Below are 24423 nucleotides of genomic sequence, written 5' to 3' on the forward strand. Positions count from 1 at the left end.
CATGAAAAAAGCCGTGGTTGAGATCCGCGATCTGGCCTTTGCCTGGCCAGGTGGCGACGCTGTACTCGATCTGCCCGCCCTCACCATCCGCAAGGGTGAGCGGGTCTTTATCAAGGGCCCGTCGGGCTCCGGCAAATCGACCCTGCTCGGGTTGCTGGCCGGGATCCAGACCGCCAACCACGGCACCCTGGAGGTGCTGGGCCAACCATTGGCCCGGCTCTCTGGCCGTGCACGTGACCACTTCCGGGCGGCCAATCTGGGTTATATCTTCCAGCAGTTCAATCTGCTGCCCTTTCTCTCGGTGCAGGACAACGTGACTGCTGCCCTCACCTTTTCGCCCGCCAAACGGGCCCGCCTGCAAGGGAGTCCGGAGCAGGAGGCGCGCCGTCTGCTGGCGGAGCTGCAACTGCCGGATGACGCACTGCATCGCCCAGTGCACGCTCTCAGCATCGGCCAGCAGCAGCGGGTTGCTGCCGCACGGGCGCTGATTGGCTCGCCGCCACTGGTGATCGCCGACGAGCCCACCTCGGCCCTCGATACCGACAACCGGGCGGCCTTTATCAAGCTGTTGTTCGAGGAGTGCGACAAGCAGGGCTCGACTCTGATCTTCGTCAGTCACGACCCTTATCTCGAACCCCTGTTCCCGCGGGTAGAAAACCTGCGACAGCTCAACCGGAGGGCATCATGCTAAAGCTCGCCCTGCAAAGTCTCTGGGCCCGCCGCCTTACCGCCGGGCTCACCCTGCTGGCCGTCGCCATCAGCGTCACCCTGCTGCTCGGTGTGGAGCGGGTGCGTACTCAGGCCCGCGAAAGCTTCTCCAACACCGTCTCGGGAACCGATCTCATCGTCGGTGCCCGCTCCGGCCAGGTGAACCTGCTGCTCTACTCGGTGTTTCGCATCGGCAACCCCACCAACAATGTGGGGTGGGACTCCTATCAGGCCATCAAACAGAAACCGGGCGTCGCCTGGACCATCCCGCTTTCCCTTGGTGACTCCCACAAGGGATTTCGGGTGCTCGGCACCAATGGCGACTACTTCACCCACCTGAAGTACGGTCAGCAACAGTCGCTGCAATTGCGGGAAGGGAGGCCATTCGACACGCCGTTTGAAGCGGTACTCGGTGCCCAGGTGGCCGAGAAGCTCGGCTATCACCTCGACCAATCCATCGTCATCGCCCACGGTGCTGGCAACACCTCGTTCAGCCAGCACGACAATCTGCCGTTCAAGGTGGTGGGTATTCTGGCGCCGACCGGCACGCCCATTGATCGCACCATCCATGTGCCGCTGGCGGGGATAGAGGCGATCCATCTGGGCTGGGATACCGGCCGCCACAGCAAGAACGTGACGCCGGAGCAGGCGCTGGCGCAGGATCTCACCCCGAAAACCATCACCGCCTTTATGGTGGGACTGAGCAACCGGATCCTGGCGTTCCAACTGCAACGCAGCGTCAACACCTATCCCAAAGAGCCGCTGATGGCGATCCTGCCGGGGGCCGCCCTGCAGGAGCTGTGGAGCCTGATGAGCGTGGCGGAAACGGCCCTCTCGGTCATCGCCGGGTTTGTGGTGGTAGCGGGCCTTATCGGCATGCTGACTACCCTGCTGGCGGGGCTTAACGAGCGACGCCGGGAGCTCGCCATATTGCGATCCCTCGGTGCGGGCCCTGCCCATCTGTTCCTGCTGCTGGCGCTGGAAGCGATGGCGCTGACCACGGTCGGCATCGCTCTCGGGGTCGCAGTGCTCTATCTGGGGCAGGGGCTTGCCTCGCCCTGGCTGCTCAGCCACTATGGCCTGCAACTGAGTCTGGGGCTGCCGAGCACCTACGAGTGGCAGCTGCTGGGGGTCGTGTGGCTGGCAGGCATGGTGATCGGCCTGCTCCCTGCTGCACGCGCTTACCGCTACAGCCTGAGCGATGGCATGAGCATTCGCGTCTAGCGAGACGCCCAAAATAGAAAAGAAGGACAGATGATGAAGTGGAAAATTGTGGCGCTGCTCGCCAGCCTGCTGGTGTTGCCCGCCCTGGCCGCCGATTACAAGACCATCGACTGGGATGTGCTCATCCCGGAAGGGGAGAAACTGCTGCCACCGCCCCAGGTCAATCACGAAGATCCCATGTCGGTGCCGCAACCGGTGGGCGGGGTGAACAAGAAGCTGGACAACCAGGATGTGCGCATTCCGGGCTTTGTGGTGCCGCTGGAAGGGGATGCCAAGAAGATCACCGCCTTCCTGCTGGTGCCCTACTTCGGCGCCTGCATCCATGTGCCGCCGCCCCCCACCAATCAGGTGATCTATGTGAGCTACCCCAAGGGTGCGCCGGTGGATGATCTGTGGGATGCCATCTGGGTGAAGGGCAAGATGCGCACTGTCAGCTCCAGCCACGAGATGGCCACCGCCTCCTATTCGATGGAAGCGGTCGAGGTGAGCGTCTACGAGGAGTAATTCTCCCGTTGCAAAAAAAGCGGCCTCCACGGAGGCCGCTTTGTTATCTTGGCATCCCGGTTGGAGTAACATTCAGCTCCAGAACCTGTGCGAATGGAGTCAGCATGGCAGACCTCCCCCCCCCGAAAAAAGAGAGTTCGATCCTGAGCAGCCAGGAGCAGACCCTGCGTCTGGCACGCAGTCGCGGTATCGACGGCATGCTCACCCGCAACAGCGACAGCACCTTCGAACAGCGCGCCACCTTTCGCCATCTGGCGGATCAGGCCGCTCGCCAGCGCAATCTGGAAGCCATCATGGTGATGGCCTCCCGCCACTGCGAAGAGACCGCGGCCGGTGGCGAGATGGACAGCGACTGGCTGACCCGCTTCCTGCAACTGGCGGAAGATATCAGCATGGTGCCGATGCAACAGCTGTGGGGGCGGATCTTCGCACTGGAAGTCGCCACGCCGGGCCGCTTCTCCATTCGGGCGCTCGCCACCCTCAAAGAGATGACCCAGCGCGAGGCCCAGCTGTTTCAGCGCGTCTGTTCACTGACCTGCCACTACACCGGCAGCGACGAGCAGCGGCTGCTGCTGGGGCTGCACAAGGGGGCCACCCTGCTGAGTCGCGCCAAAGCGACGCGCCTTGGCCTTGGCAAATACCGACTGCCCTACAACGCCCTGCTGCAACTGTTTGAGCTGGGGCTGCTGCATCGCGCCGAGCTGGAGTCCGGCCCGCTGCCCGCCGATGGGGTCGAGCTGGAGTTCGGCAACCAGCGCTGGCGGCTGCAGTGCAAGCAGAACAACATCACCCTGCTCTACTACCGCCTCACCCCGGTGGGCAACGAGCTTGCCCAGCTGCTGCAAGAGTCGCCGCTGGAGGAGTACCTACAGGATCTGAAAACCGTGCTGGTGCAGGGGATCCAGATTGAAGTGATGCAGCTCGTCAGCGCCCCCTCCTCACCCGCTCCCGACCCTCTCCCCTGATCTCTGGCGGGGCAGCGGATGCCCCGTCGGTTCGTGGCTCCTTCGCATCCAGCTGCTGACTCCAAGCTTATGGGCTTGACCAGAATAGGTTGCAAATTGCAGATGCCGCAGAGGCACACCCCGTCAGACCCGTTGCATATTGCAAACAACCACGCGTTTTTCCTCTCCAAACCTCGCTAATAACACATCAATCATTAGTTTTTGCCAGCTGGCCCGCCCTTTGCACATGTCTTGATGAAGAACAAAATTTAACCACCACAGCTCGGGAGCAAGGCCATGAGAATCAATCAACCGGTTACCCAAAGAGAACGTCTCTATCCAGACCACCAGAGCCTGATCTCCACCACGGATCTGGAGAGCCGCATCACCTACGCCAACGATGAGTTCTGCGATATTGCAGGCTTCTCGCTCGACGAGCTGAAGGGGGAGCACCACAATCTGGTGCGTCATCCTGACATGCCGAAACAGGCCTTTGCCGATCTGTGGGGTCACATCAGGGATGGCAAGAGCTGGATGGGGCCGGTGAAAAATCGCTGCAAGAATGGCGATCACTACTGGGTCAGCGCCTTTGTCACCCCCATCAAGGATGCCAGCGGCCGGGTGGTGGAGTATCAGTCGGTGCGCACCGCCCCGAGCGAGGAGATCAAACAGCGGGCCGAGAAGGTCTATGCCGACCTTCGCAACAACAAGCTGCCGCTGGCGCTCAAGTTGCCCACCTTCTCCCATACTCTGGCCATCAACCTCTGTCTGCTGCTGAGCCTGCTCGCCATGTTTGCCCTGGGCTACAGCCACGACATGAACTGGCAACTGGCGCTGGCCGCCCTGCCGCTGGCGATAGCGGCCATCACCCTGAATGCCCTCTCCCGCCGCCTCGGCAAGCTCAACAAGATGGCCCGCAGCAGCTTTGACAATCCGCTGATGCAGCTGCTCTACACCAACAAGGTGGACAATATCGCCGCCATCGAACTCTCGATGGTGATGAATCAGGCCGAGTTCAACGCCGTGCTGGCCCGCACCCAGCAGACCTGCAGCAAGATCCTGCAAGCCGCCGAGGGGGATCTGCGCAACGCCGAATCCATCACCGACAACCTGCAACAGCAGCAGGCCGAAACCAATCAGGTAGCGACCGCCGTGACCGAAATGTCGGAGTCCATTCGCGAGGTGTCACAAAGCTCGACTGACTCCTCCAGCCTGCTGGATGAAACGGCCGTGCTGTTCAAGAGCGGCAACAGTAGCGTGGCCGAAACCGTGGCTGCCGTGGCGGGCATGAACAGTGAACTTATCACCTCCAAGAGCGTGATCAGTGCGCTGGTCGGCCACTGCCGCGATATCGACGGCATCCTCGATGTGATCAACAACATCGCCAACCAGACCAACCTGCTGGCCCTCAACGCCGCCATCGAAGCGGCCCGGGCTGGCGAAGCGGGTCGCGGCTTCTCGGTAGTGGCCGACGAGATCCGCACCCTCGCCATCAAGACCCAATCCTCGACCAGCGAGATCCAGAAGATGATCACCGAGCTGCAAAACAGCTCTGGCGAGGCTGAGCAAGCGATGGAGAAGGGCTGCCAACTTGCCGACAGTTGCCAGCAGAAGGCCACCGCGACCGGCACCATACTCCAGCAAATCAACAATATGCTGCAGCAGGTCGCCTCCGGCAGTAGCCAGATTGCCCAGGCGGTGCAAGAGCAGTCCCACGTCACCGCCGAGATCAACCGCAACGTGCTCAGCATCAAGACCCTGGCCGATGACTCCAGCGTTGGCAGCCAGCACGCCGTACACGGCATCACCCAGCTGGTAAACCAGTTGAGCGATCTCGACCGGCTGGTACGCCAGTTCCAGAAAGGGGCTCCGACAAGCCAAAGCCGCTACGAAGTTGCCACCACCCGCGCCGTGCCGGTTCGCCAAGCGAGATAACCACTACACAAACAATCACCGCAGAAAAACCCTATGGGCCAGCAGGCCCATAGGGTTTTTTAATGCCCGCCAGCAAGAGGGCGACACTCCCGCTTCACTGTCCGATTTCCCTCTGCGCTAATGGGCCCAAGCGGTTGAGTGACCACATTTAAACCCATTAATGATTAATTTATTGATCTTGCTCAGGAAACGGCCCGCTTGCGCTTTTCACCCAAGTCCCGTTCGGTAACATAGCCGCTTGGCAACCTCTCGCAGGAGTCAGCCATGAGCCAAGTCAGTGCCAAAACGCAGGTAAAAAGCAGCAGACTGGAGGCTGTAATTCAGGGGCGGTAGCGTGGTTTTTGTAAGTTGGTGCAGAGCGTAGCGAAGCCTGATAGACGAGCATGCTCACCTCAACCAGAGCGGGATAAACATGGAGCGGGCCGATCGGTAAAACAAATTTGCAGATACGTTTCGCGGTAAACGTTGGGCTTCACTTCATTTAGCACCAACTTACGATTTTTAGCCCAACATACGAGATGGTCAAAATTTAACAAGTAAAGGCAGGGCGACGCCAAAAGGTGTACACCAGCTTTGAGCATTAAGCGGAAATAATTATGCCTCAGCAACCAAAGATCGAACCTCATCGAATCACCAAACCAATACAACTATTGGGGGCGTGGCTTGTCGGGCTGATCATCGTAAACGGAAGCTTCTTAGGTGCGGCTATAACAATCGATACACCAATTTGGTTGAAAAGCACGCTCGTCATTGCTGCTATAGCCAACGTGCCAGTTTTTCTAATTTGTATCTTCCTTCTTCAGACAAGGTTCCGACCAGAAATGCAAGAGGACTCGTATTATCACGAGTACTTGATTGCAAAAGATGGACGAGACAAAAGGCGGCCTCACGAAGAAGCCGAAAGCACACCTAAGGAAGAGGGCGGTATCTGGGATGGCTATAGCATTATGCTTAACCAAGGTATCAAAGGAGCAAAAAATATTGAGGATATTCTAAAATCTCATGGTATTCCGATAACCTCATACCTTGGTGGACCCTCTGGCTTTAAGACTCCAGGCCTTACAGCATCCCTTGGTCGTGGTTTCTCTGATGAGCAAATTAAAACGCTAATCCAAGCATTGAGTCGAACAAGTATTGCACACATTGATTACGCTGCTGATGAAGAAAAGCCAGATGAGTACACGAATATGATTCTTATAGGATCTTGGGTTACAAATTATGAGACTCATAGTGTACCAATCGGCGAGGCTTTAAGCATGGTCAATGACTCCGCCTTTACTGCTGATAAATTCTACAGCGAAATAATAATTGCTCACGAAAGTGGAAACTCTTAACAAGTGCGGACAAGGAACGCTTCTAGCATCGTGCTCCTGCTGCAAACATTAGCCGTCAGATAAATAAGAGAGCATCGTATAGTTATGAGTGTTATTGAAACAGTATTTTGGGGTGCTATCTCTGGCATCCTAACAACTGTCATTTTATGGCTATTTAGCTTAATGGTAAAAAAGGCATTTATCCCTTGGTATCAAGAGCGTATTTACAAAGGCATAGATTTAAAAGGAACGTGGAAATATAATATCCAATATTATAATGGAGTCACATATTCATGTCAGCTAGACCTAAACCAGAGTGCTCATAGAATTTATGGTTTGGGCTCTATGCGAGTGGAACATAGCGATAACGATTATATTCAACACTTAACCATTGATGGCGAAACTTGGGAAGGGTTCTTGATTATAAAAATGAGAAGTACATCTAATGCATCTTTATCGTTTGTATCAGGACTATTTAAAATTGAAGAACGTGGCAAAAAGTTAACAGGTTCTTGGGCTTATAGAAGCCGTCAAGAAACCGTCCGTCATGAAGAACTCAGCTTCGAGCGTGTAAACGGCTCACAAACAGTTTAAAAAGTGATGCATAACACGTGTGATTTTTACTATGTGTCGCTAATACCTTAATGTGGCATTAGCCTAAAAATAAATTATCGTATACCCTGTGAGTATATATTGGTGTTTTATGCCTAAACGAACAAATGATTTTCAGAAGCTTGTTAAAATAATAAACATGCATCTTTCCCCCTCTGGGGCAAAAATTACTGAATCAGCTATGCTGTATGATTTAGAAGCAGAAACGAATAGAGAAGTCGATATTCTTGTTGAAGTTGAATACCTAAATTGCCCAATAAAGATCGGGATTGAATGCACTGAAATAGTTCGTCCAGCAGACATAAAAATCATTGAGGGACTTAAGGAAAAACATCGAAAAATAGGAATTCAACAAACAATAGTTGTATCGAAAAATGGCTTCACTGGTACTGCAAAAAAATATGCAGCCAAGAACAACATAAAACTATTAACATTTGACGCAGCAAGAAAAGAACAATGGACGTCTATATACGAGCGACTAAAAGGGCTCTCAATGTATGGTCGGACATATTTCCTACGCTCTATCTCACTAAATGCAGACACTAATAAAACAGATCCAAACTTCCAAATGAGTACATCTGTATTAGTAAGACTTGAGGATGATTGGATCCCTGTTGCTGAATATGCAGGAATGCTCTTTAAATTAAGCAATGTTAGTGAACTTGCATTTAAAGAACTAAAAGAAAATGAAGAGAATAGTAATAATCCTTGGTTAAAAGTTGGATTCAATCTTGATAATAAAGTTGCATTCAAAGATACCGCTGGTCGGACTATACACCCTCAAGAGTTAATCGCTGTCTTTGGCTATCGTTCAAAATATAGAGACCTTAATATCGGTGAGATATCATATGATGGGAAAGAATTGGTTGCTGGAGGCTTTTACGACGGCAAAAATGGCGAAGCCGCTCATATAGTAATAGATACAGGCTCTGGAAATTTTGTTGGCACCATGGAAATAAGCGGTTCATTGTTCCCATCAACATCTGAAGTAGTCAAATATAAGCCCGAGGGTTAGAATAACGCAGCGTATTCAGACAATCTCGAATAACCCCGCCGCGATATAAGCAAGGATCGGAAGATCCTCTTGCGGGGTTGCTATCAACCACGTTGGAGTGGCTCAAGGTTCGCCGGTGCCACTATAAGCTGGATTTATGGGTTTTCCGATTATGACCCAACCTTTGCTTATAGTGGCTACCGCCAGCCCAGCAGCGCCTGTGATGGCCAACTGGCCGGCTACCGGGCGCTTGTTATAGGTTCTTCCGAACCAATTACAGGTAGTTCCCCTGCCGCAGGGCGGTCAGCAGCTCATCTACCAGCGCGGCGACCGGTTTCCCGGCGTTAAGCAGATGGATCTCCGGCTGCTCCGGTGCCTCGTAGGCGGAGTCGATACCGGTAAAGTTGCGAATTTCCCCCGCCCGCGCCTTCTTGTAGAGCCCTTTCGGGTCGCGCTCTTCGCACACGCTAAGCGGCGCATCGACAAAGACCTCGACAAACTCCCCTTCCCCCAAGAGGCTGCGCACCAGCTCGCGCTCGGCACGAAATGGCGAGATAAAGGCAGTAAGCACGATCAGGCCCGCATCCACCATCAGTTTTGCCACCTCGCCGACCCGGCGGATATTCTCCTGCCGCGCGGCATCATCGAAACCGAGATCGCCACAGAGGCCGTGGCGCACATTGTCCCCATCCAGCAGATAGGTGTGCTTGCCTTGTGCCGCCAGCGCCTGCTCCAGCGCCCCCGCCAGGGTCGATTTACCCGCCCCCGACAGCCCGGTAAACCAGATCACCAGCGGCTTTTGCCCTTTCAATTCAGCCCGGCTCTGTTTGTCCACGGCATGCTTGTGCCACACGATATTGCTCATCCCACACTCCTTGATTGGCGCTCACGCCTCAAAACTTAAACTGTCCGGCACCACGGGGAGCCGCCTCGGACTATCAGCCGACAACGTGCTGGTGCCATGGCATTGCTTATCCTGCACTCCTTGATACGCCTTAAAACGGAAACAGCAGGGGCACCATCACAATCACCCCGAGGCTATAGGCCAGCGAGACCGGCAGGGCCAGCTTGAGGTAGTCCGGCATCCTGTAGTTGCCCGCGGCATAGACCATCAGGTTGGTCTGGTAGCCATAGGGCAGGATAAAGCTGGAGCTCGCCCCGAACAGCACCGCCAGAATAAACGGCATGGTCGAGACATCCATGCTGAGCGCCAGCTGGTAACCCATGGGGAAGGCCAGCGCGGCGGCGGCGTTGTTGCTCATCAGCTCGGTCAGCACCAGCGTAAACACATAGATACCGATAAAGGCGATGATGGGGCTGGCACCGTTGAACTCCCCCATCAGCCAGTCGGCGATAAGCTTGGCCAGTCCGCTCTTTTCCAGCTGATCGGCGATGGCGAGCGCCCCGCCCACCACCAGCCAGATATCCAGCGGAAAGCGGCGACGGATCTCGTCCAGGGTCAGAATGCGGGTGAGCAGCAGCGCCACCAACATCAGCAGCAAGCCCTTGAACAGCGGCACCAGATCGAATACCGAGAGCGCCAACACCCCGAGAAAGCCCAGCACCACGGCGGCGCTACGCTTGCCATCGAGACGGGTGGAGGCTTCCAGCCCGCTCACCACCACAAACTCCCGTCCCAGCGATTTGTTGCGGGCAAACTGGGGGCCGGGGGCCAGCAGCAGGGTATCACCGGCATGCAGCTCAATCTGGCCGAGGCCACCGGTAAGCTGGGTTTCACCGCGGCGCACCGCCAGTACCACCGCATCGAAGTGGGTGCGAAACTCGGCATCCTTGATGGTCTGACCCACCAGCCGCGAGCTGTGGCTGACGATCACCTCCACCAGATGCTGGCCGTTGAGGCGGTGCTGGCCGTAGAGATCCAGCCCCTTCATCTCCTGCAACACACCGACGCTCTCCACATCGCCGCAAAACAGCAGTACGTCCCCTTCGTGCAGCTCGTGTTCCGGCTGCACCGGGCAGATCACCTCATCGCCGCGAATGATTTCCGCCAGATAGAGGCTTTTCAGGCTGCGCAGGCCGTTTTCCTTGACGCTGCGCCCCGCCAGCGGCGAACCGGCGCCCACCTTGGCCTCGAGAAAGTAGCCGGATTCGCGGCTCATCTCGGTATCCTGCACCGGCAGGTGACGGGCAAACAGCAGCACGGCCACCAGACCGGTCAGCAAGGTGCCCGCCCCCACCATAAAGAAGTCGAACATGCCGAGCGGCGGCGCCCCCATCTTGATGAGGAAACTGTTGACGATCAGGTTGGTGGAGGTGCCGATCAGGGTCAGCACCCCGCCAAAGGTGGCCGCGAAACACATGGGTAGCAGCAGCCGCGACGGCGCATGGTTGGGGTTGCGTTTGACCGCTCCCAGCATGGAGGCCACCACGGCAGTGTTATTGACGAAAGCCGACAGGAAAGCGGTGGAGAACCACACCTTCACCAGCACCTTGTTGAATGAACCTGTGCCCACCAGATTGGCGAACCAGCTCATGATGCGGGTCTTCTCCACCGCCAGCGACACCAGCAACAACAGCACCAGCGTCAGCAGGGCACTGTTGGTGTAGCCCGCCGCCACGGCGTTGATATCCGCCAACCCGCTCAGGTAGGTGATGAGCACGGCGCCCGAGAAGAGCAGCGCCGGGCGGAGTTTGCCCTGGATCAGCAGGGCCACGAGAGCAGCCAGCAGACCCAGCACCAGGAATTGTTGCCAGGTCATGGGCTTACTCCTTGCTTGTGTCGTTACCGATGGCAAGGACTTGCCAGTGCGGGAAGTGCTTGCGCACCAGCGCGTTGAGCTCGATCTCGAACTCGCTGTAATGCCCTTTTACCGCTTTGGCAGCCAAGCCTTCCACTATCATGCCGGCGCCGACGGTGACGTTGGTCAGCCGGTCGATCAGGATAAAGCTGCCGGTATCGCGGATCTCCTGATACGGGTCGAACGCCACCGGGTCGGTGAGGCTCAGCTCGCACAGGCCGATCTCGTTGAGCTTGAGCTCGCTGGCGGGCAGCTCGTCCAGCTTGTTGATCTCGATGCGGTGGCGAATGGCCTCCACCTGACCGCGACTCTTCTTGGTGGCCAGCTTGACGTCGTAGACCCGACCCGGTTGCAGGGACTCCTCCCCCATCCAGACGATATGGGCCAGCAGGTTCTGGGTCACTTGCGGCTGCTTGGCAGCATCCACCAGCAGGTCGCCACGGCTGATGTCGATCTCATCGGCAAAGGTGACCGTGATGGCCTGACCCGGCAGGGCGTACTCCAGATCCCCGTCGAAGGTGACGATGCGGGTCACCGTACTCTCCTTGCCCGACGGCAGCACCGCAAGCCGGTCGCCCACCCGCAGGATGCCGGAGGCGAGCGTTCCCGCGAAGCCGCGAAAATCGAGGTTGGGGCGGTTCACATACTGCACCGGCAGGCGCACCGGATGGCGCTCCAGCTCGCGCTCTACCTCGGCGGATTCCAGCAGCGCCAGCAGGGTTTCACCTTCGTACCAGGCCAGCTTGTCGCTCTGGTTGACCACGTTGTCGCCGTCCAGCGCCGAGACCGGCACGATATGGATGGTGTCGACGCTGAGCTTCTTGGCGAACTCGCGGTAATCGGCACTGATGCGCTCGAACACCTCTTGGCTGAACTCCACCAGATCCATCTTGTTGACCGCCACCACGAACTGCTTGATGCCGAGCAGGCTCGCGATAAAGCTGTGGCGGCGGGTCTGATCCAGCACGCCTTTACGAGCGTCGATCAGGATGATGGCCAGATCGCAGGTGGAGGCGCCGGTGGCCATGTTGCGGGTGTACTGCTCATGGCCCGGGGTATCCGAAATGATAAATTTGCGCTTGGCGGTGGAGAAATAGCGGTAGGCCACGTCGATGGTGATGCCCTGCTCGCGCTCCGCCTGCAGGCCATCCACCAGCAGCGCCAGGTCCAGCTTCTCGCCGGTGGTGCCGAGCTTCTGGCTGTCAGACTCCAGCGCTTTGAGCTGATCTTCATAAATCTGCTGGGAGTCGTGCAGCAGGCGACCGATAAGGGTGCTCTTGCCGTCATCCACGCTGCCGCAGGTGAGAAAGCGCAGCAGACTCTTGTGCTGCTGGGCGTGCAGATAGGCTTCGATGCCCTGTTCGGTGATGGCGGTCTGAATATGGCTGTTCATGCTGACGACTCCTTAGAAATATCCCTGACGCTTCTTCTGCTCCATGGAGCCGGCCTGATCGTGGTCAATCAGCCGCCCTTGCCGCTCGCTCGAGGTGGTGAGCAGCATCTCTTCAATAATTTCCGGCAAGGTGGTGGCATCGGATTCGATGGCCCCGGTGAGCGGGTAGCAGCCGAGGGTACGGAAACGCACCAGCTCCTGCTTCACCTCATCCTCGGCGGTCAGCGGCATGCGCTCGTCATCCACCATGATCTTGATGCCGTTGCGCTCCACCACCGGACGGTAAGCGGCGAAGTAGAGCGGCACTATGTCGATGTTCTCGAGATAGATGTATTGCCAGATATCCAGCTCGGTCCAGTTGGAGAGCGGGAACACCCGAATGCTCTCCCCCTTGTTGACCTGGCTGTTGTAGACGCGCCACAGCTCGGGGCGCTGGTTCTTCGGATCCCAGCGGTGAGACTTGTCACGGAAGGAGTAGACCCGCTCCTTGGCACGGGACTTCTCTTCGTCGCGGCGGGCACCGCCGAAGGCGGCATCGAAGCCATATTTGTTGAGCGCCTGCTTGAGCGCCTCGGTCTTCATGATGTCGGTGTGCTTGCCGCTGCCGTGGACGAAGGGGTTGATGCCCATGGCGAGCCCTTCTGGGTTCTTGTGGACGATCAGATCCAGCCCGTACTTTTTGGCGGTCTCGTCGCGGAACTTGATCATCTCCTTGAACTTCCAGTCGGTGTCGACGTGCAGCAAGGGGAACGGGATCTTGCCCGGATAGAAGGCCTTGCGGGCAAGGTGCAGCATGACGGAGGAGTCCTTGCCGATGGAGTACATCATCACCGGGTTTTCAAATTCGGCAGCCACCTCGCGGATGATATGGATGCTCTCGGCTTCCAGCTGCTGCAAGTGGGTCAATCTTTCACGGTCCATGTTGGTCCTCGGGTCATTGCTTATGCGCCTGCTCGGGGCGCTGGGTGGTTCAGTGCGCGGCCGCACCAGCAGCCGCATCAAATATCTCTTTCTCGGTCAGGCCAGCTGCACCAGCTTGAGGTCACAGCCATCGAGATCCGGGTTAGCGCGCTGCTGCTCGCAGCCCTTTTCTCCAAACCAGGCGAGCCGATCGCGCAGGGCAACCACTTCGCCGATGACGATAAGCGAAGGGCTCACCGCCTGTTTGGCCAGCTCCGCCAAGTCGGCCAGCGTGCCGGTCAGCACCCGCTGACGGGATGTGGTGCCGCGCTCGATGATGGCGATGGGGGTGGCTTGGCTGCGGCCGTGATCCATCAACTGCTGCTGGATATGCTCGGAGCGCATCAGCCCCATGTAGATGACCAGGGTCTGGCTGGTAGCGGCGAGCTGCTGCCAGTCGGGCTCCTTGCCCTCTTTCTGACAGTGGCCGGTAATGAAGACGGCGCTCTGGGCGTAATCACGGTGAGTCAGCGGAATACCTGCATAGGCGGTGGCACCGGCAGCGGCCGTGATGCCGGGCACCACCGAGAAGGGGATACCTTCATCGGCCAGCACTTCCAGCTCCTCGCCACCCCGGCCAAACATAAAGGGATCGCCCCCTTTCAGCCGCACTACCCGGTTGCCCGCCTTGGCGTATTCCACCAGCAGGCGATTGGTCTCCTCCTGCGGCACGCTGTGGGCACCCGCCTTCTTGCCGACCGACACCAGAGTGGCATCGCGGCGCACCAGATCGAGGATCTCGGCGGAGACCAGCTGGTCGTAGAGCACCACTTCAGCCTGTTGAATTTGTTGCAGCGCCTTGAGGGTCAAGAGGCCCGGATCGCCGGGACCCGCGCCGACCAAGACCACCTCGCCCACTTCGCTTTTCGCCTGATCGAGGCCATCACTCAGCCACTGCTCGGCTCCTTGCCAGTCCTCTTTCTCAATCAGGCTGGCGAGGGTGTTGGAGGCAAAGGCGCGCTCCCAGAAGCGACGACGATCGGAAATCGATGAGAGCACCCGCTTGGCCTTGTCACGGACCCGACCGGAGAGCTCGGTCAGCCCGCCAAGATGGCGCGGCAGCAGGCTCTCCAGCCGTTCGCGCAACAGGCGCACCAGCACCGGCGCCTTGCCGCCGCTGGAGACTGCCACCATCAGCGGCGAGCGATCGATGATCGAGGGGAAGATAAAGCTGGAGCGCTTGGGGTCATCCACCACGTTGACGAACAGACCCAGCTGGTTGGCACTTTGATAAACCAGTGCGTTGACTTCGAGGTTGTCGGTCGCCGCCACCACCAAAATCTGGCCTGCCAGATGGGCCGGGGTGAAGCGCTCCGCCAGATGGGTGAAACGACCGGTGAATTCCGAAAATTCCGGTTCAAGCTCCGGGGAGACCAGGGTCAGCCGGGCACCGGCTGCCAGCAGCAGGCGCGCCTTGCGCAGGGCAACCTCGCCCCCGCCCACCAGCAGTACCGGGCGGCCTTCCAACTTGGCAAACATAGGTAAATAATCCATTTCGGCCCATCCCTCGGAACACGACTAATATGGGGCGACTATAGGCAGGGCAGCTTATCCCTCAAAATAATAAAAAATGCTTTTTAATGCGTTTTGGTAATTAGCAAAGCCGATTCATGACAAAGGCGTACAAAGTCACTTGTGGTACCTGACGCCAGACCATAGGCTAGGGACTGTGTTTCATAAGGAGCTAAATGATGAATGAATCATTGATTGTGCTAGGGATTTTCGTGTTCCTGGTGCTCGCCACCCTGAGCGCGGGCATCAAGATAGTGCCCCAGGGCTACAACTGGACGGTGGAGCGCTTCGGCCGCTACACCCGCACCCTGACCCCGGGTCTCAACCTGCTGATCCCCTACGTGGATAGGGTCGGCCACAAGATCATCATGATGGAGCAGGTGCTGGATATCCCGGCACAAGAGGTGATCTCCCGCGATAACGCCAACGTCACCATCGACGCCATCAGCTTTGTGCAGGTGGTGGATGCCCGCAAAGCGGGTTATGAGGTCAACGATCTCACCAGCGCCATCCGCAATCTCACCATGACCAATATGCGGACCGTGCTCGGCGCCATGGAGCTGGACGAGATGCTCTCCCAGCGCGACACCATCAACGAGAAACTGCTGCGCACCATGGATGCCGCCACCGCCCCCTGGGGCATCAAGGTGACCCGCATCGAGATTAAAGATGTGCGCCCACCGCTGGCACTGGTCGAGGCGATGAACGCCCAGATGAAGGCCGAGCGCCAGAAACGGGCCGAGGTACTGGAAGCCGAAGGGGTGCGCCAGTCCAAAATCCTGAAAGCGGAAGGCGAGAAGCAGTCCCAGATCCTCAAAGCCGAAGGTGAGCGTCAGGCCGCCTTCCTCGCCGCAGAAGCGCGGGAACGGGCTGCCGAGGCGGAAGCCAAGGCGACCCATATGGTCTCTCAAGCCATCGCCGCCGGAGATCTGCAGGCCATCAACTACTTCGTGGCCCAGAAATATACCGAGGCACTGGCCCGCATCGGTGAAGGCCCCAACAGCAAGATCATCATGATGCCGCTGGAAGCGGGCAGCCTGATTGGCTCTGTGGCTGGCATGGCCGAGCTGTTCAACAAAGATGGCAAGGGCAGCAAGTCATGACAGCCCTGTTAGAGGGGCTGACCCACTGGCACTGGCTGGGACTCGGCTTCATTCTGCTGGCCATCGAGGTGCTCGGCTCTGTGGGCTTTTTGCTCTGGACCGGCATCGCTGCGCTGGAAGTGGGGCTACTGCTGCTGATCTGGCCCTTCGGCTGGCAGGCGCAGTTGCTGCTGTTTGCGGTGCAATCCCTGCTCACCACCTGGGCCTGGTGGCGCTGGCAGCACCAGCGCGACAACTCGGGTCAGGATGCCGCCAGCACCATCAACGAGCGGATGCAGAGCTATATGGGCCGCGAGCTGACCCTGCTGGATGACGTCACCCAAGGTACCAGTCGGGTGCATCTGGACGATACAGTCTGGACGGTGCGCTGTGACGAGTCGCTGCCTGCGGGCAGCAAGGTCAGGGTGGTCGGGGCCGACTCCCACATCCTGCTGGTTGAACCCCGCAACTGACGCAACTCTGCCGTCGAGTCATAAAAAAGCCCGCGATCGCTCGCGGGCTTTTGTCTCTCTGGCTGCCACTCAGGTACGCAGCCGATCGAGCTGACTGGCGAGCGCCGTGGCCGCTTGCTCCAGCGCCTCGCTCAGTTGATGGCTGGAGCTGGCCTCCTGCCCAATCACGTTGGCGGTATCACCGATCCGCATCAAATTCTTGTTGATATCGTCACTGACGGCGCTCTGCTGCTCGGCGGCGGTAGCCACCTGACTGATGTGGTCGTGGATCTGCTGGATCTGCGCCACCACCCGATTGAGCGCCTCGAACGCCTGCTCGGTGCCCTGCACCGTGGTGGTGGAGCGCTCGATGCCGGTATTCATCAGACGTTGACTGCTGCTCACCTCTGTTTGCAGGCTACCAATCAGCTGGCCGATCTCGTCGGTCGATTCACGGGTCTTGTTGGCCAGCGCCCTTACCTCATCCGCCACCACAGCAAAGCCACGGCCCATATCACCCGCACGTGCCGCTTCGATGGCGGCATTGAGGGCCAGCAGATTGGTCTGCTCGGCAATGGCACGGATCACATCGAGGATCCGGCTGATATTGGTGCTGCGCTGGGCCACCAGCGCCACCGCTTTATCCGCCTCATGCATATCGCCGACCAGAGTATGGATCTCGTTGCGAGCATTGCTGAGGGTCTGCTGGGCGGTATTGATGTGGTGGGTCGCCGCTTCCGACTCCTGCGCCGCCTGCTCGGCATAACCCGCCACGCTGACTGCCGTGGTGCTCATCTGATGCATGGCGCTCACCACGCTCTCCAGCTCCAGATTCTGCTCGTCCAGACTACTGCGCATGGTGTCGGCGGTATGTTTCATCTCCCGCGCCTGCTGGTAGACCTGCTGACCAATCCCCTTGCTCATTTGCACCATGCCCCGCAGCTTGCCGAGGAAGGCATTGAGCTGAGAACCCAGATCGATCAGCTCCTGATGGGTGTCGATCTCCATCTGCTGGGTCAGGTCCCCCTCGTTGCTGGAGAGATGGCCCACATGGCGGCTGATAAGAGAAAGTGGCGCTGTGATGGTCTGGATAAACCAGACCAGCAGCCCCAGCACCAACAGGGTAATCCCGCCCATGGCGATGATCTGCTGCCGCTGGGCATCCACCAGCAGGGTGCCCAGTTCATTGCTGATGGCGTGCGCCTTGCCGAGCGCCAGCGCCTTGGGCACCTTGATCATCAACCACCACTGGGTATTGGCAGCCTCAACCCGAATGGGCTGATGAAGAATAAAGTCACTGTCGCTGCTGACCGGCTGACCGTCAGGCAGGGTCAGGCCCACCTCCTTGAGTGGACGGCCCAGCTTGTCGGCATAGCGGTTGCTGCCCACAATCAGCCCCATCTTGCTGACCAGGGTCACATCCGCCTTGTTGTCATAGAGGCTCTTGCCAAGGTTTTCAGCCAGTTGCTGGAAGATGGGCAGGTTCATATCCACCCCGGCCAGCCCGACAAACTTGCCGTCACGCAGCACGGGCACCGTCAGACTGGTCATCAGCATCTTGTTGCCCGGGCTGATTTCGTAGAGATAAGGCTCCATCAGGCAGGGCTGGCGGGTATCGCGACCACAGAGATACCACTCGCTGTTGCGAATGCCAAACTCGTTGAGGGAGGTATCAAACTTGGCCTCACTGGCGGCGGCGTCCACCGCTTGCAGAGCGACGGCCCCTCCCTGATCCTTGGTGAAATAGACCTCCAGACTCCCCTTGCCTGCCACCGAGTGGCTGGCCCCGCCCAGCCAGTTGCCATCCTCGCCATCATAGCCATCCGGTTCAAACTGGGCATAAATGGAGCTGATCCCGCTCGCCTGCTGCAGGCTGCTGCCGAGCAGAGACTCCACTTGGGGCCGCGACAACCGCAGTTCCGGTTTGGCCATCCCGGCTTCAATCTGGGCGGTCACGGTCAGGGGGATCTGATAGGAGTTCTGCATCAGCGAGGCAATCTGGATGGCATAGCGCTCTGCCTGATACTGCAGGCTGCGGGAGACCTCCTCTTCCAGTGCATCGCTGGTCTGGGTCATCACCATGTTGCGAAGGGAACTGAACGAGGCCGATTGCAACAGGGTCATGGCCAGCCCGGTCAGCAGAAACAGCCCCATGGTAAGGCACAACAACTTGAACTTGAGGGAACGTTGCTTCATGCGACAACTCCTTATGGCAGAATAACAACGAATTACTTGAGTATATTCGCCCACTTGCGCTTCACCCGATTTGTTGATGGGTTTGTGGCGGGCTTCTGGTTATAATTTTTGCCTTCCCGAGCGTTGATGGAACAGTCGCAATGAGCAATGCACTGAGCAGTGTCCCGCCGGTAGTCGCGATGGACTACCCCTTTCCGGCCAAACCTCTTCCCCTGAGTGCCGAGCAGAGAACGACCTTGACCACAGAAATCAAGGCGCTGCTCAAGGAGCGCAAGGCGGTACTGGTTGCCCACTACTACACGGATCCCGAGATCCAGGCGCTGGCCGAAGCCACCGGCGGTTTCGTCGGTGACTCGCTGGAGATGGCCCGCTTTGGCCGCGATCATGAGGCACAAACCCTGATCGTCGCCGGGGTGCGCTTTATGGGGGAAACCTCCAAGATCCTGAGCCCCCACAAGCGGGTGCTGATGCCGACTCTGGAGGCCGAATGCTCCCTCGATCTGGGCTGCCCCATCGAGCAGTTTTCCGCCTTCTGCGACGCCAATCCCGACCACACCGTGGTGGTCTACGCCAATACCTCGGCTGCGGTCAAAGCGCGGGCTGACTGGGTGGTGACCTCCAGCATCGCGCTCGAGATCGTCGAGCACCTCGACAGTCTGGGTCACAAGATCATCTGGGGCCCGGATCGCCATCTGGGTGCCTATATCGAGAAGAAAACCGGGGCGCAGATGCTGCGCTGGCAGGGCCACTGCATCGTCCACGACGAGTTCAAGGCCCGCGCCCTGCGCGAGCTGAAAGAGCAGAATCCGGACGCCGCCGTGCTGGTTCATCCGGAATCCCCCGCCTCGGTGATCGAGCTGGCCGATGCGGTGGGCTCCACCAGTCAGCTGATCAAGGCGGCCAAAGAGCTGCCCCAGCAGAAGCTGATCGTGGCGACAGATCGGGGCATCTTCTACAAGATGCAGCAGGCCTGTCCGGAGAAAGAGATGGTGGAAGCACCGACCGGTGGCGATGGCGCCACCTGCCGCAGTTGCGCCCACTGCCCCTGGATGGCGATGAACGGTCTGGTGGCGATCAAGGAAGCGCTCACCGATGGTGCCGAGCGCCACGAGATCCATGTCGACGAAGATCTGCGGGTCAAAGCCTTGATCCCCCTCGACCGGATGCTCAATTTCGCCGCCGAACTCAAGCTCAAGACTCAGGGCAACGCCTGATTGCCGCCATCACGAGATGCAAAGAGGGCTCCCGCGGGAGCCCTCTTTATTTATCTGAACCTCATCCTGCTCAGATGATCACGGTGGAGAGGCTGTGCTCTTCATCCGGCGCAACGGTCACACCCGCCTCGCCAGCGATGGCTGCTTCGACGCAGAGCATGGTGCGATAGCCATCGTCGCTCATGTCGGCCATGGCGGTGGCCCCTTCCATCCAGGGGGTCCAGACCACCACGCTGTCGTGGTTGCCACTGACAACCCGGATCTCGCGCTCACCATCCTGCACGCTCACCAGCGCCTCTGGCTGCCAGTAGACCCGATCCAGCGGCCCGCTCAGGGTCAATGCCCCCTGCTGCTTGGCATCCTGTCCGGTCAGCTTGTCGGCATAGGGCTCGCCCAGGCCGGTGACGCTTACCGCCTCTGGTGCGCTGATCTGCAAATAGGTGTGCAGCGCACCGCTATAGGTCAATGGCTGAGCACCTGTGTTGCGAGTGGTCAGCACCAGCGAAAGCTCTTTGCCCACCAGCACGTCCAGTTCCAGCTCGAAGGAGTGATCCCACAGGGCGCGGGTTGCATCGCTGTCGCGCAGGGAAAGATGAACAAGCGTGCCGTCAGCGTGATCGGAGACCCCGTCCAGCATCCAGAGGGTGGTACGTGCAAAACCGTGGGAGGGCTTGCCGCTACCGACGCGGGCGGGCGCCGGGCCAAACCAGGGCCAGCAGATCGGGATACCACCGCGAACAGGCTTGCTGCCATCCAGCACCGCCTTGTCACTCAGCCAGATGGAGGCCGGCTCGCCATGACGCTGATAGCTCAGCACATGGGCGCCAAACAGGCTGATTTCTGCCTTGGCATAGTCGTTGTTGATGGTGAGAACCGGCAGACCGGCCGCATTGTTGGCAAGCTTGCAATTGGCTGTCAGGGGACGAATGGATTGCATGTGGACTCCTGTCATCAGGGGAAACCGAAAAACAAAAAGGCGGCCAATGGCCGCCTTTTTCAAGCTACGCGATTGCGCATCCCAAATTACTTGGAGATGTGAGCGATCAGGTCCAGAACTTTGCTGGAGTAGCCCATTTCGTTGTCGTACCAGGATACAACTTTAACGAATTTGTCGTTCAGCTGGATACCAGCCTTGGCGTCGAATACGGAGGTCTGACGCTCACCCAGGAAGTCGGTAGATACAACTTCGTCTTCGGTGTAGCCCAGAACGCCTTTCATAGCGCCTTCGGAAGCAGCTTTCATCGCTTCGCAGATTTCTGCGTAGGTGGCAGCTTTCTTCAGGTTAACGGTCAGGTCAACAACAGACACGTCCGGAGTCGGAACACGGAAAGCCATACCGGTCAGCAGGCCTTTCAGTTCCGGAATAACTACGCCAACAGCTTTGGCAGCACCGGTAGAGGACGGGATGATGTTCTGAGCCGCACCGCGGCCACCGCGCCAGTCTTTGGCAGACGGACCATCAACGGTCTTCTGGGTAGCAGTGGTAGCGTGAACGGTGGTCATCAGGCCAGACTCGATACCGAAGGTATCGTTCAGAACCTTGGCGATCGGGGCCAGGCAGTTGGTGGTGCAGGAAGCGTTGGAAACGATGTCCTGGCCAGCGTAGGTAGAGTCGTTAACACCCATTACGAACATCGGGGTAGCGTCTTTGGACGGGCCAGTCAGAACAACTTTCTTAGCACCAGCAGCGATGTGCTTACGAGCAGTCTCGTCGGTCAGGAACAGACCGGTAGCTTCAGCAACAACGTCAACACCGATTTCGCCCCACTTCAGGTTGGCCGGGTCACGCTCAGCGGTAACACGTACGGTTTTGCCGTTTACAACCAGGTTGCCGTCTTTAACTTCAACGGTACCGTTGAAACGACCGTGAGTTGAATCGTACTTCAGCATGTAAGCCATGTAGTCAACATCGATCAGGTCGTTGATACCAACAACTTCGATGTCTGCACGCTCGCAAGCCAGACGGAATACGAAACGACCGATACGGCCAAAACCGTTAATACCTACTTTGATAGTCATATTTAGTTACCTAACTGTTCAGTAGTCAAAGAAAATTCCGCTTGTAAATTTACTAGAACTCTCCGGTGAGTCAACCAACATTCTGTCTGAAATTGCGCTATATCATGAAAAACTGTGAAATTAATTTTCTGTTTATGTAACTGATTACCACGTTTTGACGAAAAAAGTGCCAGATCGTGGCATCGCGCAGATATCAACAATAGTGCCTACTCGGTCACACAACCATTCACAGAGATATGTAAAAATGTGCGCGGTTTAGCATGGCCAAAGAGCCACTGTTCAAGTACCACCCCATAAAAATCAAACAAAATAGTATAGATAGAATCCACAGCGGGAATTCTCAAACTATGACCACCCTGATTGAACAGCTGGCTGCCGCAAAAGGTATCGCCAGCGAGTATGTCGATGCCTGGGGCCACCCGGCCCAGGTATCAGAAGAGAGCAAGGCCGCCATGCTGGGCGCCATGGGCTACCGCGTCGATGACGAAGCAGCCCTGATGCAGCAGCTGGAAGAGGAGCATCGCCAGCACTGGCTGCGGGCGCTGGATCCTGTGATGGTGGTTCGCACCGGCGACGCCGTTACCCTTGAGGTTCGCCTCCCCATCGAATTCGTCAACGATGCCCTCACCTGGCAGCTCCAGCAGGAGCAGGAGCAGGGTGCAGTGCTGTCCGGTCAATTTACCCCCATCGAGGGTGAGCTGGTCGGCGTGGCCGAATTTGAAGAGATGGAGTGCCAGGCCTATCGCGTCACGCTGGATATGGCCCCTGAGCTGGGTTATCACCAGTTGGTACTGCTGGAAGAGGGCAATGACGAGCCGCTGGCCACCATGCGCCTCATTGTCGCCCCCAAGGCCTGCTACAAGCAGGCGCCGATTGCCGATGGCCGCAAGGTATGGGGCCCGAGCGTGCAGCTATACTGCCTACGCAGCCGCCACAACTGGGGTATCGGTGATTTCAGCGATCTGGGCCAGCTGGTCGAGAAAGCCGCCGCCTGGGGTGCCCATTTCGTCGGCCTCAACCCTATCCACGCCCTCTATCCGGCCAATCCGGAGAGCGCCAGTCCCTACAGCCCCTCTTCCCGTCGCTGGCTCAACGTGGCCTATATCAATGTGGAAGCGGTGCCCGAATTCCAGCAGAGCGATCGCCTGAAGGCGGAAGTGGCAAGTCCTGCCTTCCAGCAACATCTGGCCGATCTGCGCGCCAAAGAGAATGTCGATTACACCGGCGTGATCCAGACCAAACTCGGCATGCTGCGTCAGGTGTTCGACGAAGCCACCCTGAGCGCCGAGCGTCAGGCCGCCTTTGATGCCTTCGTGGCCGCCGGTGGCGACAGCCTGCAACAGCAGGCAGCATTTGATGCCCTGCAGGCCCACTTCTATGCCAAAGGCGAAAATGCCTGGGGCTGGCCGGTATGGCCGCAGGAGCTGCGCGATTACCACAATCCTGCCGTTGCCGCCTGGATGGCCGAGCACCCGCAAGATGTCAACTTCTACCTCTACCTGCAGTTCCTGGCCGACGAGCAGCTGGCGCAAGCCGATGCCCGTGCCAAGGCTGCCGGCATGGTGATGGGTATCTACCGGGATCTGGCAGTGGGCGTCTCCGAAGGCTCCACCGAGATCTGGGCCAACCAGGATCTCTACTGCCCGAAAGCCTCGGTCGGTGCGCCGCCCGATATCCTCGGCCCGCTCGGTCAGAACTGGGGCCTGCCCCCGATGAACCCGAACAAACTGTTCGAAGCGGCCTATCAGCCGATGGTGGATTTGTTCCGTGCCAACATGCGCTCCTGCGGCGCACTGCGCATCGACCACGTGATGGCCTTGCTGCGCCTGTGGTGGGTACCGCCCGGAGCGTCCGCCGCCAAGGGCGCCTACATCTACTATCCGGTCAACGATCTGCTGGGCATTCTGGCCCTCGAATCCCACCGCAATCAGTGCCTGCTGATCGGTGAGGATCTGGGCACCGTGCCGGAGGGGATCGACGTGACCCTGAAAGAGAACGGCGTCCACTCCTACAAGGTGTTCTTCTTCGAGCGCTCCAAGGAAGATGGCGGCTTTATCTCTCCTGCGCACTACACCGAGCAGGCGATGTCGGCCCTGACCACCCACGACATGCCGACCCTCAAGGGCTTCTGGCACTGCGATGATCTGGCGCTCGGCCGTCAACTGGGTCTGTATCCGGATGAAGATGTTTTGAAGACTCTGTATGCTGATCGCCACCAGGCCAAACAGCGGATCCTCGACAGCTTGCATGCCCACAAGGTCATCTCTGACAACATCAGTCATGACGTGAACTGGGTCGGCATGAACACCGAACTCAACCACGGTCTGCAGATCCACATGTCCCGCGGCAGCTGCGCCCTGTTCAGTACCCAGCTGGAAGATTGGCTGGAGATGGACAAGCCGGTCAACGTACCGGGCACCAGTTACGAATACCCCAACTGGCGCCGCAAGCTTTCCGCTGATCTGGAAGATATTTTTGCCAATGAGGCACTCAAGGCACTGGCTGGCAAGATGAGCCAAGCCCGTGATGAGGCCAGTCGTTGAGACGCTGTCTCCCACAGCGCTCTCACCTAAATCCACTCCGGCTTCGGCCGGAGTGGATG

At 58.2% G+C, this 24423-nt stretch carries 20 protein-coding genes; 12 read left to right on the top strand and 8 right to left on the bottom strand.

Annotation, left to right across the window (positions count from 1 at the left end; genetic code table 11):
• Window position 1: 1 nt before the first annotated feature.
• The 8 genes from LRL22_RS13885 to LRL22_RS13920 all read left to right on the top strand — a co-directional run bounded on the left by LRL22_RS13885 (window position 2) and on the right by LRL22_RS13920 (window position 8255).
• Window positions 2-691: an ABC transporter ATP-binding protein gene (locus LRL22_RS13885; RefSeq protein WP_270905612.1), complete on the top strand. Its 690-nt coding sequence runs from the start codon at window positions 2-4 to the stop codon at window positions 689-691.
• Complete coding sequence (locus tag LRL22_RS13890) at window positions 685-1932, top strand: ABC transporter permease (protein WP_043821722.1); 1248 nt, start codon at window positions 685-687, stop codon at window positions 1930-1932. Before LRL22_RS13885 ends, LRL22_RS13890 begins: the two co-directional genes overlap by 7 nt.
• A 30-nt stretch (window positions 1933-1962) precedes the next feature.
• Window positions 1963-2436, top strand: a complete 474-nt coding sequence (locus LRL22_RS13895) for a DUF3299 domain-containing protein (RefSeq protein ID WP_026034852.1) — start codon at window positions 1963-1965, stop codon at window positions 2434-2436.
• Window positions 2437-2540: 104 nt separating this feature from the next.
• Window positions 2541-3401 carry a TIGR03899 family protein gene (locus LRL22_RS13900; protein ID WP_270905613.1) on the top strand — a complete coding sequence of 287 codons (861 nt, stop codon included), beginning with the start codon at window positions 2541-2543 and terminating at the stop codon, window positions 3399-3401.
• A gap of 276 nt (window positions 3402-3677) precedes the next feature.
• Window positions 3678-5315: a methyl-accepting chemotaxis protein gene (locus LRL22_RS13905; protein WP_270905614.1), complete on the top strand. Its 1638-nt coding sequence runs from the start codon at window positions 3678-3680 to the stop codon at window positions 5313-5315.
• Between the two features lie 596 nt (window positions 5316-5911).
• Entirely contained in the window at window positions 5912-6649 is a 738-nt protein-coding gene (locus LRL22_RS13910) for a hypothetical protein (protein ID WP_270905615.1), read from the top strand.
• 84 nt (window positions 6650-6733) lie between these two features.
• Window positions 6734-7222, top strand: coding sequence for a hypothetical protein (locus LRL22_RS13915; protein ID WP_270905616.1), 489 nt, complete (start codon window positions 6734-6736; stop codon window positions 7220-7222).
• A 109-nt stretch (window positions 7223-7331) separates the two neighbouring features.
• Window positions 7332-8255: a hypothetical protein gene (locus LRL22_RS13920; protein ID WP_270905617.1), complete on the top strand. Its 924-nt coding sequence runs from the start codon at window positions 7332-7334 to the stop codon at window positions 8253-8255.
• A 253-nt stretch (window positions 8256-8508) separates the two neighbouring features.
• Here the strand turns inward: LRL22_RS13920 and cysC are convergent, their stop codons facing one another.
• The 5 genes from cysC to cysG form a co-directional block, all read right to left on the bottom strand.
• Window positions 8509-9099, bottom strand: a complete 591-nt coding sequence (gene cysC, locus LRL22_RS13925; RefSeq protein WP_270905618.1) for an adenylyl-sulfate kinase — start codon at window positions 9097-9099, stop codon at window positions 8509-8511.
• A gap of 130 nt (window positions 9100-9229) precedes the next feature.
• Complete coding sequence (locus tag LRL22_RS13930; protein WP_204385062.1) at window positions 9230-10954, bottom strand: SLC13 family permease; 1725 nt, start codon at window positions 10952-10954, stop codon at window positions 9230-9232.
• A gap of 4 nt (window positions 10955-10958) precedes the next feature.
• Window positions 10959-12386 carry a sulfate adenylyltransferase subunit CysN gene (cysN, locus tag LRL22_RS13935; protein WP_270905619.1) on the bottom strand — a complete coding sequence of 476 codons (1428 nt, stop codon included), beginning with the start codon at window positions 12384-12386 and terminating at the stop codon, window positions 10959-10961.
• Between the two features lie 12 nt (window positions 12387-12398).
• Complete coding sequence (gene cysD / locus LRL22_RS13940; RefSeq protein WP_323670614.1) at window positions 12399-13331, bottom strand: sulfate adenylyltransferase subunit CysD; 933 nt, start codon at window positions 13329-13331, stop codon at window positions 12399-12401.
• A 72-nt stretch (window positions 13332-13403) separates the two neighbouring features.
• On the bottom strand, window positions 13404-14840 hold the full coding sequence (gene cysG / locus LRL22_RS13945) for a siroheme synthase CysG (RefSeq protein WP_270905620.1): 1437 nt from the start codon (window positions 14838-14840) through the stop codon (window positions 13404-13406).
• 197 nt (window positions 14841-15037) lie between these two features.
• Here cysG and LRL22_RS13950 point away from each other — a divergent pair, with 197 nt between their 5' ends.
• A complete protein-coding gene (locus LRL22_RS13950) occupies window positions 15038-15961 on the top strand; it encodes an SPFH domain-containing protein (RefSeq protein ID WP_159164778.1) in 924 nt (307 codons plus the stop codon).
• A complete protein-coding gene (locus LRL22_RS13955) occupies window positions 15958-16413 on the top strand; it encodes an NfeD family protein (protein WP_005335704.1) in 456 nt (151 codons plus the stop codon). Before LRL22_RS13950 ends, LRL22_RS13955 begins: the two co-directional genes overlap by 4 nt.
• A gap of 69 nt (window positions 16414-16482) precedes the next feature.
• Here the strand turns inward: LRL22_RS13955 and LRL22_RS13960 are convergent, their stop codons facing one another.
• The gene (locus tag LRL22_RS13960; protein ID WP_245148399.1) at window positions 16483-18588 is read right to left on the bottom strand and encodes a methyl-accepting chemotaxis protein; all 2106 of its coding nucleotides are present in this window, start codon (window positions 18586-18588) and stop codon (window positions 16483-16485) included.
• 140 nt (window positions 18589-18728) lie between these two features.
• Between LRL22_RS13960 and nadA the strand changes: the two genes are divergently transcribed.
• Entirely contained in the window at window positions 18729-19802 is a 1074-nt protein-coding gene (nadA, locus tag LRL22_RS13965; protein ID WP_005335706.1) for a quinolinate synthase NadA, read from the top strand.
• A gap of 70 nt (window positions 19803-19872) precedes the next feature.
• Here the strand turns inward: nadA and LRL22_RS13970 are convergent, their stop codons facing one another.
• On the bottom strand, window positions 19873-20739 hold the full coding sequence (locus tag LRL22_RS13970; protein WP_270905621.1) for a D-hexose-6-phosphate mutarotase: 867 nt from the start codon (window positions 20737-20739) through the stop codon (window positions 19873-19875).
• A gap of 86 nt (window positions 20740-20825) precedes the next feature.
• Window positions 20826-21821 carry a type I glyceraldehyde-3-phosphate dehydrogenase gene (gene gap, locus LRL22_RS13975; RefSeq protein ID WP_005335708.1) on the bottom strand — a complete coding sequence of 332 codons (996 nt, stop codon included), beginning with the start codon at window positions 21819-21821 and terminating at the stop codon, window positions 20826-20828.
• A gap of 347 nt (window positions 21822-22168) precedes the next feature.
• On the opposite strand from gap, the gene malQ reads away from it, so the two are divergent.
• The gene (gene malQ / locus LRL22_RS13980) at window positions 22169-24364 is read left to right on the top strand and encodes a 4-alpha-glucanotransferase (protein ID WP_270905622.1); all 2196 of its coding nucleotides are present in this window, start codon (window positions 22169-22171) and stop codon (window positions 24362-24364) included.
• Window positions 24365-24423 lie beyond the last annotated feature (59 nt).

It is taken from the genome of Aeromonas sp. PI_26, assembly GCF_027854445.1.
GTDB classification, from domain to species: Bacteria; Pseudomonadota; Gammaproteobacteria; order Enterobacterales; family Aeromonadaceae; genus Aeromonas; species Aeromonas veronii.